This window comes from Paucibacter sp. KBW04 (genome assembly GCF_003852425.1).
Taxonomy (GTDB): domain Bacteria; phylum Pseudomonadota; class Gammaproteobacteria; order Burkholderiales; family Burkholderiaceae_C; genus Paucibacter_A.
Genome location: NZ_QAJN01000006.1, coordinates 40,388 through 53,577, shown reverse-complemented (window position 1 = coordinate 53,577; position 13,190 = coordinate 40,388). Strand labels below are relative to the sequence as shown.

The 13,190-nt window shown below is 63.8% G+C and carries 12 protein-coding genes; 9 read left to right on the top strand and 3 right to left on the bottom strand.

All coding sequences use genetic code 11. The features are described from left to right. The first annotated feature begins 178 nt into the window (after positions 1-178). Genes DBR47_RS07730 through DBR47_RS07710 form a run of 5 tightly spaced genes read left to right on the top strand, consistent with a single transcriptional unit; the run spans position 179 to position 6,087 of the window. The gene (locus DBR47_RS07730) at positions 179-856 is read left to right on the top strand and encodes a histidine phosphatase family protein (RefSeq protein ID WP_231512194.1); all 678 of its coding nucleotides are present in this window, start codon (positions 179-181) and stop codon (positions 854-856) included. Between the two features lie 40 nt (positions 857-896). Next, a complete protein-coding gene (locus DBR47_RS07725; RefSeq protein WP_124448659.1) occupies positions 897-2,267 on the top strand; it encodes an ABC transporter substrate-binding protein in 1,371 nt (456 codons plus the stop codon). Between the two features lie 27 nt (positions 2,268-2,294). Next, positions 2,295-4,103: an iron ABC transporter permease gene (locus tag DBR47_RS07720; protein ID WP_124448657.1), complete on the top strand. Its 1,809-nt coding sequence runs from the start codon at positions 2,295-2,297 to the stop codon at positions 4,101-4,103. After that, the gene (locus tag DBR47_RS07715; protein ID WP_124448655.1) at positions 4,100-5,185 is read left to right on the top strand and encodes an ABC transporter ATP-binding protein; all 1,086 of its coding nucleotides are present in this window, start codon (positions 4,100-4,102) and stop codon (positions 5,183-5,185) included. The genes DBR47_RS07720 and DBR47_RS07715 overlap by 4 nt, the downstream gene beginning before the upstream one ends. Positions 5,186-5,208: 23 nt before the next feature. Continuing rightward, complete coding sequence (locus DBR47_RS07710; RefSeq protein ID WP_124448653.1) at positions 5,209-6,087, top strand: LysR family transcriptional regulator; 879 nt, start codon at positions 5,209-5,211, stop codon at positions 6,085-6,087. Between the two features lie 9 nt (positions 6,088-6,096). Here DBR47_RS07710 and DBR47_RS07705 read toward each other — a convergent pair whose 3' ends face one another. Both DBR47_RS07705 and DBR47_RS07700 read right to left on the bottom strand, forming a co-directional pair. Beyond that, positions 6,097-6,714 carry a response regulator transcription factor gene (locus DBR47_RS07705; protein WP_124448651.1) on the bottom strand — a complete coding sequence of 206 codons (618 nt, stop codon included), beginning with the start codon at positions 6,712-6,714 and terminating at the stop codon, positions 6,097-6,099. After that, the gene (locus DBR47_RS07700; RefSeq protein ID WP_124448649.1) at positions 6,711-8,753 is read right to left on the bottom strand and encodes a nitrogen regulation protein NR(II); all 2,043 of its coding nucleotides are present in this window, start codon (positions 8,751-8,753) and stop codon (positions 6,711-6,713) included. Before DBR47_RS07700 ends, DBR47_RS07705 begins: the two co-directional genes overlap by 4 nt. Before the next feature lie 138 nt (positions 8,754-8,891). On the opposite strand from DBR47_RS07700, the gene DBR47_RS07695 reads away from it, so the two are divergent. From DBR47_RS07695 to DBR47_RS07680, 4 genes are all read left to right on the top strand, one after another. Beyond that, positions 8,892-9,938: a TRAP transporter substrate-binding protein gene (locus tag DBR47_RS07695; protein WP_197046928.1), complete on the top strand. Its 1,047-nt coding sequence runs from the start codon at positions 8,892-8,894 to the stop codon at positions 9,936-9,938. A gap of 101 nt (positions 9,939-10,039) precedes the next feature. Further along, positions 10,040-10,636, top strand: a complete 597-nt coding sequence (locus tag DBR47_RS07690) for a TRAP transporter small permease (protein ID WP_124448647.1) — start codon at positions 10,040-10,042, stop codon at positions 10,634-10,636. A gap of 14 nt (positions 10,637-10,650) precedes the next feature. Then, a complete protein-coding gene (locus DBR47_RS07685) occupies positions 10,651-11,931 on the top strand; it encodes a TRAP transporter large permease (protein ID WP_124448645.1) in 1,281 nt (426 codons plus the stop codon). A 141-nt stretch (positions 11,932-12,072) separates the two neighbouring features. Further along, positions 12,073-12,600: an FKBP-type peptidyl-prolyl cis-trans isomerase gene (locus tag DBR47_RS07680; protein ID WP_124448643.1), complete on the top strand. Its 528-nt coding sequence runs from the start codon at positions 12,073-12,075 to the stop codon at positions 12,598-12,600. A 9-nt stretch (positions 12,601-12,609) separates the two neighbouring features. Here DBR47_RS07680 and DBR47_RS07675 read toward each other — a convergent pair whose 3' ends face one another. Beyond that, a complete protein-coding gene (locus DBR47_RS07675) occupies positions 12,610-13,098 on the bottom strand; it encodes a hypothetical protein (RefSeq protein ID WP_124448641.1) in 489 nt (162 codons plus the stop codon). Positions 13,099-13,190: the final 92 nt, after the last annotated feature.

Sequence of the window (13,190 nt, the reverse complement as noted above, 5' to 3'; positions counted from 1 at the left end):
GGGCGCATCATTGTTTTGATGCGTGCGCTGTTCACCCCGATGCGGGGCATCGCCTATCCCTTGCGCTGAGCGGTGTCGGCCCGCTTGGCTCCGGGACAACCCTCGGCCCTGATGGCCCGCATCAAGTTTTCTGATTGGCCGGACCGGGTCGGCTGATGCACGATGCGGGCATTCCAGCATGCAGACAAAGGCAGCCCCGGTGAATGCCCCGACTCAAATTCTTGCCATCCGCCATGGCGAAACCGATTGGAATTGCTCGGGCCGCTACCAGGGCCAAACCGATATCGCCCTGAACGCCCAGGGTCTGGCGCAGGCCTTGCAAACGGCACAAGCCCTGGCCGATGAGGACTTGGCCGCCATCTACACCAGCGATCTGGCGCGGGCCCAGCAGACGGCGCAGCGGCTGGCCGATGTGAAATGCCTGCCCTTGCAGATCGAACCGGCTCTGCGGGAGCAGCATTTCGGTGTGTTCCAGGGCCTGCGTGCGGACGAGATTGCGCTGCGCTGGCCCGAGGCCCATGCCTGTTGGCATCGCCGCGAGCCGGACTTTGGCCCGGAGGGAGGCGAGAGCCGTCGCGCCTTCCATCGTCGCTGTCTGACCGCCATCGAGCGCCAGGCCGCTCAGCATCCCGGCCAGACCATCGCCATCGTCTGCCACGGCGGCGTCTTGGATTGCCTTTATCGCGCCGCCACCGGCTTAGCCCTGGATGCGCCCCGCAGCTGGGCGCTGGAGAACGCTGCCATCAGCCGACTCCGCTATGACGCGAGCGGCTTTGCCATCCTGGCCTGGGGCCTCACCGAGCATTTAAGCGGGGCGCAGCGCGACGAGCTGCCCGAGCTGTTCCCTGCGCCCTGATCGCCCTGATCGACACCCACCACCCGAAGAGGAGACAAACATGAGCAAATTTCCCCTAGCAGTGCAGGCCTTTGGCAGCCGCAAGACCTGGTTGGCCGGCCTTGCCGCACTGGGCTTGAGTTCTCTGCTTGCCGCAGGTGCGCAGGCCGGCACGGTGTCCATCGTCACCTCCTTTCCGAAAGAGCTGACCCAGGCTTACAAGCAGGCGTTTGAGAAAGCGAATCCTGGCATCAAGCTGGAGATTCTCAACAAGAGCACCGTGCAAGGTTTGGCCTATGTACGCGAGCTGCCCCTGGGCCAGCGCCCGGATGTGTTCTGGGCCTCGGCACCGGATGCATTCGAGGTTCTGTCCGGTCAGCAGCTGCTGGAGAACGTCAGCGCCCAGGCCAATAAAGCCGTACCCGAGAAGGTCGGCAACTATCCCATCAATGACCCGCAAGGCCTCTACCTGGGGCAGGCCTTGGCCGGCTATGGCCTGATGTGGAATACCCGTTACATGGCCGCCAACAAGCTGCCCGCGCCGGCGCAATGGGCCGATCTGATCAAGCCGGTTTACTTCGGTCATGCGGCCATGAGTGCGCCCTCGCGTTCGGGGACGACGCATCTGACCGTGGAGACCTTGCTGCAGGGCGAGGGCTGGGACAAGGGCTGGCATCAGCTGCTGCAAATCTCCGGCAATAGCGCGGCCATCACCGAGCGCAGCTTCGGCGTGCCCGATGGGGTCAACAACGGGCAGTTCGGCATCGGCCTGGTGATCGACTTCTTCGGCCTGGCGGGCAAATACTCGGGCTTCCCGGTCGAGTTCATCTACCCCGATGTGACGGCCGTGGTGCCCGCCAATATCGCCCTGATCAAGGGCAGCAAGAACCCCGAGGAGGCGCGCAAATTCATCGCCTACAGCGTCTCCGCCGAAGGCCAACTCTTGCTGCTGGACCCGAAGATCTCGCGCCTGCCCGTGCTGCCGCCCGCGGCACTGGGCGGCAAAGTGCCGGCCGGCTATCCCAACCCCTTTGAGATCGCCAAAAAAGCCAAGGTGCGGTTTGACTCCGACCTTTCGGAGGCGCGCTACAACGTGGTGTCCTCGATGTTTGACCAGACCATCACCTTCCGCCACAAGGAGTTGAAGGCCGCCACCCAAGCCATCCACGAAGCAACGGCGGCGCTGGCCAAAAAGCCCAATGCCCAGGGCCAAGCCCTGCTCAAGCAGGCGCGTGATCTGGCCTTCACCCCCATCGTGGGCAGCGGCCTGGCGGGCGACAAGGCCTTCCTCGCCCTGTTCACCGCCAATAAGAAGGACGCTGCCGTGGCCAAGCAAGTCACCGGCCTGGAAGACCGCTGGAGCAGCCAGGCGCGCGACAACTATGCCCGCGCCAAGGACTTCGCCGAGCAAGCCCGCGCCTTGGCGCGCTGAGCGGCCACTTTGTAGCGAGGCAAAGCCATGTCCACCCTGTCCGCAAGCAGCGCCCCTAGCGGCCTGCGCTTTCGTTTGTTTGGTGATCAGCTCAGACCCGGCGCCCTGCTGGCCGGTGGCCTGGTGCTGAGCTTTTTGCTGCTCTTCTTGGTGCTGCCGGTGGGCAAGGTGTTTCACACCGCCTTCGTTGATGGCGAGGGCGGCCTCACCCTGGGCCACTTCGGCAACTTCTTCAGCCAGGGCCTGATGCGGGAGGCCTTCTTCAATAGCCTCTATGTGGCCAGCATGTCGGCCGTGTTCGCGGCCTTGATCGCCGTGCCCCTGGCCTATTTCACGGTGCGCTTTCAGTTCCGTGGCGCCTTGCTGATTCAAACCCTGGGCGTGCTGCCGCTGATCATGCCGCCCTTTGTGGGAGCGGCCGCCATGCAGCTGATCTTCGGGCGCTCGGGCACGGTGAATCTGCTGTTGATGGAGCACTTCGGTATCAGCGTTCCCATCATGGAAGGCTTGAGCGGGGTCATTTTTGTGGAGGCGATTCACTACTTCCCCTTCATCCTGATGAACCTCACCGTGGCGCTGCGCAATATCGACGGGGCCATGGAAGAGGCCGCATTGAACCTGGGTTGCACCGGCCTGCGTTTGTTCCGCCGCGTCATCTTCCCGCTGGCCATGCCGGGTTTTGTGGCTGGAGCCTCCCTGGTCTTCGTCAAGGTGTTTGACGATCTGGGCACGCCCCTGGTGCTGGGCCAGACCAATCTGCTGGCGCCGCAAGCCTATCTGCGCATCACCCAGGTCGGTCTGGAGGATCCGCTGGGTTATGTGATTAGCGTCATCATGATCGTGTTCTCCATTACCGCCATGGCGCTCTCGGCCAAGGTGCTGGCGGGCAAGGACTATTCCACCCTGCAAAAGGGCGGCGCAAGCATTGCCAAGCGGGAGTTGAGCCCCTGGTCCGCCCTGGCCGCCTATGCCTGGATCTTGTTGGTCTTGCTGATCGTGCTCAGCCCCCATCTGGGCGTGCTTCTGCTGTCGCTGGCCCAGGTGTGGAGCTTCTCGCCTTTGCCCGATGCCTACACCCTGGCCCACTACCAGACCGTGTTTCAGGATGCCGGCGGCATGATGAAGAACACCTTGCTGTATTGCGGCTTGGCGGCCACCTTGGACGTGGTCTTGGGTGTCACCATCGCTTACTTGATGCTGCGCACCAACTTGCCCGCGCGCAAGTGGCTGGACTGGATCGCCACGGCCTCCTTGGCGGTGCCTGGCATCGTGCTGGCCATCGGCTATCTGCGCCTCTTCAAGGGCGTGACCGCGCCTGGAACCGACACCTTGTTGACCAGCACCTGGGTCGTCATCATGCTGGCCTACGCGGTGCGTCGCCTGCCCTATGCCCTGCGTTCCTGCGTGGCGGCCTTGCAGCAGGTGCATGTGTCGCTAGAGGAGGCGGCCGAGAGCCTGGGGGCCACCAAGCTGCGCACCATTCAGCGCGTCCTGGTGCCGCTGATGGCGGGCGGCATTTTGGCGGGTTTCGTCACCAGTTTCATCACGGCGGCGGTGGAGTTGTCGGCGACGCTCTTGCTGTCTTCGGCCGAGTCACAGGCGCCGATGAGTTACGGCATCTACCTCTATATGCAAAGCATTGCCGGGCGCGGGCCCGGTGCGGCTCTGGGCGTATTGGCCATTGTGGTCGTGGCCCTGGGCACCTATCTCTCTCATTTGGTGGTGGAGCGCACCGGCAAGCGCCTGGCCGCCCGGCCGGTGGACGAGTCTGTGCCGCCGCTTGAAGCCTCCTCCGCCACCTCCAGCCCCTCTGCCTTGAAGCGAGTGCCCTCATGAAAAAAGTTCCCGTTCAATGCCGCAATATCCGCCTGTCCTACGGCACGACCGAGGTGCTGAAGGACGTCAATCTGGACATCGAGCCGGGTGAGTTCTTCGCCTTGCTGGGCCCCTCGGGTTCGGGCAAGTCCACCCTCTTGCGTCTGATCGCCGGTTTCAATCGTCACCAGCATGGCGAGTTGCTGATCGACGGTCAGGACGTCAGTGCCAAAGCCCCCTGGGAGCGCAATGTTGGCATGGTGTTTCAAAGCTATGCCCTGTGGCCCCATCTCTCGGTATGGGACAACGTGGCCTTTGGCCTAGTGGAGCGCCGCGCGCCCAAGGCGGTGATTCAGGAAAAGGTCGGTGCCGCGCTCGAGCTGGTGGGGCTGTCGCAGTACGCGGATCGTCGGCCCAGCCAACTCTCCGGTGGCCAGCAGCAACGCGTGGCCTTGGCCCGCACCATCGTGATCGAACCCCAGGTGCTGTTGCTGGATGAGCCGCTTTCAAATCTGGACAAGACCTTGCGCGTGCAGATGCGTCAGGAACTCTTGGCCATGCAGCGCCGCCTGGGCTTGACCACGATTTTCGTCACGCATGACCAGGAGGAAGCGATGACGACCGCAGATCGCATGGCGGTGCTGGACAAGGGCGTCGTGCAACAGGTCGGCGCGCCGGCCACCTTGTACGATTACCCGGTGAACCCTTTTGTTGCCAACTTTGTCGGAACCATGAATCTGCTCACGGGCAAGGTGCGTTCGCGGCGCGGCGATAGTCTGACCTTGGATGTCGACGGTGTGGGCGACTTGAACTTCCCCCTGAATTCAGACACGCCCGAGGCGGCCACCATCCAGGTCAGTTTCCGTCCGCATACCTTGCGAGTTGAGGTGGCAGATGCTGCGCCGGATGCGCGTTATGTGTGGGTGCCGGGTACGGTGGAGGCCAGCGAGTTCCTGGGTGAGTTCACCCGTTACCGGGTACGCGTAGGGCGCCAAAGCCTGGCGGTCGACCAGGCTCACCATATGGGCTTGTCCAAGTTCCCGGTCGGTGGCGCGGTGAGCCTGGGCATTGAGCCCTCGCAAGTGCGCATGTTTGGCGCCTGAGTTCAGGCGAGGCCCTCCGGTTTATGGAACTGCATCAGATTCGCGCCTTTGTCGCGGTGGCCCGAGTGGGCAATGTGACCAAGGCAGCGGAGGTGTTGTGTGTCACCCAGCCTGCGGTGACGGCCCAGATCAAAGGTCTGGAGTCCAGCCTGGGCGTGGCCTTGTTTGATCGCAGTGCGGGGCGTATGAGCTTGACCCGCGCCGGTGAAAAGTTGCTGCCCCAAGCCGAGCTATTGTTGGCAGCGGCGGCCGAGCTGAAAGGGTCGGCGCGCAATATGCAAGGCGAGTTGAGCGGCCGGATCGATCTGGGCCTGCCTGGCGAATCGGCGGAGTTCTTGCGCACCGGCGCACTGTCGGTGGCGGTGCAGCGTGACCTGCCCTTGGTGGAGTTTCATACGCATACCCAGGCGGCCGGGCATTTGCTTGATCAGGTGCGCGGCGGCGGCTTGGCCGCCGCTTTCACGATTGGCGTCCATCCGCCGCGCGATCTGCAATGGCTTGCGCTTCGTTCCGTCAATTTTCGTATCGCCATTCCCAATCAGTGGGCCCATGAGATGCTGCGCGGCGGCTGGCGGGTGCTGGCGGGCCTGCCCTGGGTGGACGGCAGTGTGGACTCCCATATTCACCAGATGCTGCGCGCCTTGTTCGAGCAGCAGGGCCTGGCCCCCAATGTGGTGATGCGCAGCGACGACACCAGCGCCCTGGACAGCTATGTGCGGGCCGGCAGTGCCTGCGCCTTGCTGCGCGAGGAGGTGGCCGTACTTGGGGTGCAGCACGAGGACTGGATGGTCTGGGGTCACGCGCGGGTGGACGCCAAACTCTTTTTCTGCAGCGCCTCCGAGCGCGCCAGTGATCCCCTGGTGGTGGCCTTGAACTCTGCGGTGCAGTCGGTTTGGGCTTAGGTCGCGGCGCTAGCCTTGCGCCAACAGCGTCGCCACCTCCGCCGCCGAGCGAACGCCTAACTTGGCAAACACACGGGCTCGGTGGACCTCGATGGTGCGCACCGAAACGTGCAGCTCGTCGGCAATGACCTTGTTGAGCTTGCCGGCGGCCACGCGCTGCATGACCTCGGTCTCGCGCTCGGTCAGGCTGGCCAGGCGGGCCTGGCGTTCGGCCGCCTGGGTGCCGTCGGCGTGCATGGCGGCGTCCACGGCCAGGGCTTGCTCGATGCGGTCGGCCAGGGCGTTGTCGCTGTAGGGCTTTTCAAGAAAGTCGAAAGCGCCTTTCTTCAAGGCATCGACCACCATGGGGATGTCGCCATGTCCGGTCAAGAACAGCACCGGGTTGCGCAGGCGGCGGGCCAATAACTCGTCGTGCAAGCGGGTGCCGGACATGGGCTCCATGCGCACATCCAGCATGAAGATGCCTCGCGGAGCGCCCGCACCAGCGGGTCTGGCGTCCAGCATGGCCAGCAGGGCGGGGCCGCTGTCAAAGGCCTGCACATTCAGGCCGCGTGAGCCCAGCAAAAAGCTCAGGGCATCGCGCACATCGGGGTCGTCATCGACCAGAAAAACAGGGCTGGTGTTCATGGGTTAGGGTCTTGGCTACCGCTTGCCAGCAAGGGGCGCAGGGGCAGGGTGAAGGAGAACATGGCGCCACCCTCGGGGGCTTCTTGCGCGTCGAGTACGCCGTGGTGGGCCTCGATGATGGAGCGGCAGATGGCCAAGCCCATGCCCATGCCATCGCCCTTGGTGCTGAAGAAGGGCGCGCACAAGGCCTCCGCCTTGAGGCCTTGCAGGCCAGGGCCGTTGTCGATCACGTCCACCCGCAGAAAGTCGGGGCCGCTGGCAGGGGCTGAGTCTGCAAGGCCGGATTCGGCCCGGCTGACCAAGCGGCTGCGCACCTGGATGCGCCGGTCATGGGCGCGTGCCTGCAGGGAGTCGCCTGCATTGCGCACCAGATTGATCACCACCTGTTCCACCAACACCGCATCGGCCAGCAGGGGCGGCAGATGGGGAGCCAGGTCCAGTCGTAGCTCGATCTGCGCACGCTGCTGCTCCTTGCGCAGCAAGGCCAGGGCGTCGCTGATGATCTGGTTGAGCGAGCAGGCCTCGTGCTGGGGCTCGCGCCGGGTCAAGAATTCGCGGATGCGCTGCACCACCCTGCCGGCCTGAGCGGCCTGTGCGCCCAGGCGTTGCAGGGCACCCAGGACGACGGCATCGTCCACGCCCAGCTTGGCCAGGGAGTTGATGATGCCGGCGTTGTAGCTGGCAATCGCCGTCAGCGGCTGGTTCAACTCATGCGCCAGGGTGGAGGCCACTTCGCCCAGCATGGTGAGGCGGGCGTGGTGGGCCAGGGTGTCGATTCTCCGGCGTTCGCGTTCTTCCAGGCGCTTGTGGGCGCTGATGTCGATGATGGAACCCATCCAGCCGATCTGCACGCCGCGCGCATCCACCAGGGGCGACTCGAACACCATCACATCCAGCACCCGGCCGTCGCGGTGATGCCAGCGCGCCTCATAGCCCTCGCGCGGCGCATGGCCGGCCAGATTGCGGCGGTTGCGCTGCATCACCTCATCGATGGCCTCGGGCGGCCAGTAAGGCATGGGCGGAGCCAGGCCCACCAACTCCTCGGCGCTCAAGCCCACCATCTCACAGAAGGTGCGGTTGACGTAGAGCAGGCGGCCCTGGCCATCGCGGGCGCGCAGGCCCACCAGGGCCGAGTCTTCCATGGCCTGGCGCCAGGCGGCTTGCTCGCGCCAGGCGGTTTCGGCGCGCGAGGTCTGGCGCAGCTGGCGGCGCAAGAGCCAGCTGGCCACCGCGATCAGGGGCAAGAAGCCGGCGATCAGGATCATTGCCAGGGGCTTGATGGTGGTGGGCTGGGGGTCACGCAGGGTCAGCTCAAGTGCGGCGTCACTTAAAGCCGCCTCGGCCGTGTCGGGCAGCTCGGTCAAGGGGCTGGTACGGAAGGGGCCGACGAAGTTGACCCGGTAGCTTGGTTGTTCGCCCTGGGCCGCGCGAATAGGGGTTTCGGTGATGGAGGCGATCACCTGATCGGCGCTGTCCACCATCTGCACATCGTATTTGCGCGCCAGCCACCAGGGCACGCCGCGTTTGAGCAGCAAGGCCGGGGCATAGCGCAGCACCAGGGTGCCGCCCGCTGCATGAGCCCCGACCGGCGCGCTGAGATGCAAGGACAAGCCCTCGTCGTCGCCCTCTACCTTGGCCTCATGAGGGTCGGGCACCTGGGCCAGAACGCGGTTGTGCTTGTCTAGCCAGGTGACCGAGAGCCAAAGCCTGCGCAGGCCGGCATTCATCTCCGGGTGGCGGGCCAGGGACTCGACTGTGGCCGGCTCATTTTGCAAGGCCTCCGCCAGATCGCGCAGATGTTCGCTCTCCTCCTTCAGCTTGGCCCGCAGCTGGGCCTCGGTGCTGAGCGCATCGGAGATCAGGGTCTGGCGCTGCAGCTCGCGCTCCTCGATCTCGTTGCTGCGGGCCCAGGCCAGCACGCCGGCCACGAAGATCAGGGAAAGTACCAGGGGCAGGCTCCACAGCGCGCGCCGCCACCAAGCCTCGGGGCGACGCAGCGGGCTGGGCGCTTGATTCAGCGGGGGCGGGGGCAGGGACATGGCTTCAGTCTAGCGGCGGGGCCAGGCTGCAGGCCCCGCGGTTTGGGGAGTATGTGGAAGTCCACAACTACCGGCCGCGCGCGGCCGCTTCCAAAATGTGCCCACAACAAGTTCCCCCACAAGACCGGAGACAAAACCATGCGCAAGAATGTTTCGAAGTCGGCACGTCGTCTGAGCCTGTCCGCCCTGGTGGCCGCGGCCACCGGCTCTCTGCTGATGATGGCCGCGCCGCTGACGGCCCAGGCCCAAGCCCCCATCGTCATCAAGTTCAGCCATGTGGTGGCGCCCGACACCCCCAAGGGCAAGGGCGCGCAGCGCTTCAAGGAACTGGCCGAGCAACGCACGGCCGGCAAGGTCAAGGTGGAGCTCTACCCCAATAGCCAGCTCTACAAGGACAAGGAAGAGCTGGAGGCGCTGCAGCTCGGTTCGGTGCAGATGCTGGCCCCCTCGCTGGCCAAGTTCGGCCCCCTGGGCGCCAAGGAGTTCGAGGTCTTTGACCTGCCCTTTATCTTCAAGGACGATGCGGCATTCCGCGCCGTGACCGATGGCGCCGTGGGCGCCGAGCTGTTCAAGAAGCTGGAGCCCAAGGGCATCAAGGGCCTGGCCTACTGGGACAACGGCTTCCACATCATGAGCGCCAACAAGCCTCTGCACACCGTGGCCGACTTCAAAGGCATGAAGATGCGCATCCAGTCCAGCAAGGTGCTGGACGCGCAGATGCGTGCCCTGGGTGCGATCCCGCAGGTGATGGCCTTTAGCGAGCTGTATCAAGCCCTGCAGTCCGGCGTGGTCGACGGCACCGAAGGCGTGCCGAGCAACTTCTACACCCAGCGCATCTATGAAGTGCAAAAGCACATCACCCTCTCCAACCACGGCCATCTGGCCTATGCGGTGATCGTCAACAAGAAGTTCTGGGACGGCCTGCCGGCCGATATCCGCTCGCAGCTGGAAGGCGCGATGAAGGATTCCACCACCTACGCCAACGCCATCGCCTCGGCCGAGAACGCCACCGCCCTGGACAAGATCAAGGCCGCCGGCAAGACCACCATCTACACCCCGACCGCCGCCGAGCTGAACGAGTGGAAGAAGGCCCTGATCCCCGTGCACAAAGAGATGGAGTCGCGCGTGGGCAAGGCCACCATCGAGGCCACCTACAAGGCCGCCGGTTTCTCCCTGCCGAAGTAATCGAGCCACGGGCTTGAAGAACGCAAGTGGCCTTGGCTAGCTGCTGGCCGGGGCCCTTGCGTGACAACAACAAAAACAGGACAGGCAAGACCTGACCCCACATGATCAATCGCATCCTCAATCATCTGGAGGAATGGCTGATTGCCTTCCTCATCGGCGCGGCCACGTTTGTGATCTTTCTGGCCGTGGTGCATCGCTACGCCTCGGGCATCCCCGTGATCCAGGACTACACCGTCCAGATCAATATGAGCTGGGCCCAGGAGTTGTGCATCTTTATGTTTGTCTGGATGGCCAAGTTCGGCGCCGCCTACGGCGTTCGCACCGGCATTCATGTGGGCGTGGACGTGGTGCTGCGCAAGCTCAAGGGCCGGCCCTACAAGGCCTTGGTGATCTTCGGCCTGCTGGCCGGTGCCTTGTTCACCGGCACGGTGGCGGCCCTGGGCGCTAACTTTGTTTGGCATATCGCGCAGACCGACCAGACCTCGGCCGATCTGGAGATTCCGATGTGGTGGGTGTATGCCTGCGTGCCGCTGGGCTCTTCGCTGATGAGTTATCGCTTCCTGCAGGTGGCTTGGAGCTTCCTCAAGACCGGTGAGTTGCCGCATCACGACCACGCACATGTGGAAGGGGTGGAGGACGACGCGCTGGAAGCAGCGATCGCCGCCGGCGCCGCGGCCAATAAGACTAACAAGGCCTGAGGAGCACCGCTGCCATGAATGCCTCCATCATCTTCATCCTGCTCATCGTGCTCATGCTGACCGGCATGCCGATCAGCATCTCGCTGGGTCTGACCGTCCTGACCTTCCTCTTCACCATGACCCAGGTGCCCATCGAATCGGTGGCCCTGAAGCTGTTCACCGGCATCGAGAAGTTCGAGATCATGGCGATCCCCTTCTTCATCCTGGCCGGCAACTTCCTCACCCACGGCGGGGTGGCGCGGCGCATGATCCGCTTTGCCTCCAGCATGATCGGCCACTGGCATGGCGGTCTGGGTCTGGCCGGTGTGATGGCCTGCGCTTTGTTCGCCGCCGTGTCGGGTTCCTCGCCCGCCACCGTGGTGGCCATCGGCTCGGTGATCCTGCCCGCCATGGTCAAGCAAGGCTTCCCCAACAAATTCGGCGCCGGCATCTTGACCACCTCGGGCTCGCTGGGCATCTTGATCCCGCCCTCCATCGCCATGGTGATGTACTCGGTCTCCACCAACACCTCGGTGGGCGCCATGTTCATCGCCGGTGTGGTGCCAGGCCTGCTGCTGGCCGCGGCCCTGGGCTTCACCACCTGGTTCATCGCCCGCAAGAACAACTATCCGCGCCTGCCCAAAGCCTCCTGGGGCGAGCGCTGGACGGCCTTCCGTGAAAGCGTCTGGGGCTTGTTGCTGATCGTGGTGGTGATGGGCGGTATCTACTCCGGCATCTTCACCCCCACCGAGGCGGCAGCTATGGCGGCGGTGTACGCCTTCGTCGTGGCCGTGTTCATCTACAAAGACCTGCCGCTCAAGCGCCTGCCTAAGGTCTTGCTGGACTCGGCCAGCATGAGCGCCATGTTGCTCTACATCATCACCAATGCGGTGCTGTTCAGCTTCCTGATGACCAGCGAGGGCGTGCCCCAGGCCATGGCCGACTGGATGATCAACCAAGGCTTCGGCCCGGTGGCCTTCCTCTTGGTGGTCAATATCTTGCTGCTGCTGGCCGGCAATGTGATGGAGCCTTCCTCCATCATTCTGATCCTGGCGCCGATTCTGTTCCCGGTGGCCGTCAAATTAGGCATCGACCCCATCCACTTCGGCATCCTGATCGTGGTGAATATGGAAGTGGGCATGTGCCATCCGCCGGTGGGCCTGAACCTCTACGTGGCCTCGGGCATCACCAAGATGGGCATCTCTGAGCTGACGGTAGCTGTTTGGCCCTGGTTGGCGACCATGTTGGTGATCCTTCTGGTGGTCACCTATGTGCCTGCGATCTCGCTGTGGCTGCCGCATCTTTTGATGAAGTGATGCTCTTCAGCTTGGTTTGATTTGCTTGAAAACCCGGGGCTCAGGCTCCGGGTTTTCTTCATTCGGGCTATCACTTCTGGATCCGCAGGGCGGCCCTGCGATGATGGTGCGCATCTCTTCTCGTCAAAGCCAGCTCACACCATGATCCAGAAGCGCAGCATCCACACCCTCAGCATTCTGTTCACCGCCTTGGCCTTGCAAGGCACGGCCTGGGCCGCCAGCAAGCCCACTGCCGCCAAGGCCGCAGCCAAGCCGGCCAGCGCGGCGGCCTCAAGCCCTGTTGCCCCTGCCGCCGCAGCATCTTCGGCCAATGCTGGCAATACCGGCTCCATCACCACCGCCTCGGGCATCGTCTACGAGGTCTTGCGCGCAGGCACGGGCGCTCACCCCACGGCGGCCGACAAGGTCAAGGTGCATTACGTGGGCCGCTTTCTCGACGGGCGCGAGTTCGACAGCTCCATCAAGCGCGGCGTGCCCGCCGAGTTCCCTCTGGGCCGGGTCATCAAATGCTGGACCGAGGGCGTGCAGCTGATGCAGGTCGGCGGCAAGGCACGCCTGCATTGCCCCTCGGCCCTGGCCTACGGTGAGCGCGGCGCGGGCGGCGGTGAGATCCCGCCCAATACAGCGCTGGTGTTTGAGGTGGAGTTGTTGGGCATCAGCACGCCTTGATGGGCGAGCTCAGGTCGTCTGCTTTTCGATCAGCTTGCGGACGACCTCGATCACCCGGTAAGCCTGCTTCTCGTCGATGTTCTGACCTTCGATCACGGAGCGCTTGAAGGCAAAGCCACCCGACCAGGAGGACGCTTCCACCACACCAATGGCCAGCGTCTTGTTGAGGAAGTAGTACAGAGGGCCGAGCAAGAGGCCAATGAAGAACACCGGGCTCAACAGCACGGCGATGAGCAAGGCTTCTTTCCAGGGCTTTTCATAGCCGTAGTAGGCCGAGGTGATGGACTGCATGGGGATCACGCGGGTGCTGCGGCCCGACAAAGAGGCGGCGCTGAAGATGATCAGCTTGTCCTTGATCTGAATCTCGGTTGTTGGGTCCAGGCCAATGACCGACAACAGCCAGGCAAACAAGCCTGCTTCACGACCCACCAGGTGGACGTAGTTGCCCTCCTCATTCGGCACCTCAGAGGCGTACCACTTCTTGATCACCAAAGCCATCTTCTTTTTTCCATCAATAGGATGCAGCGCGGAATGCGCGTCAGAGGACGCGGAGTTTGCGAGTTACTCCACGTCGCGTCCATCCTCATAAA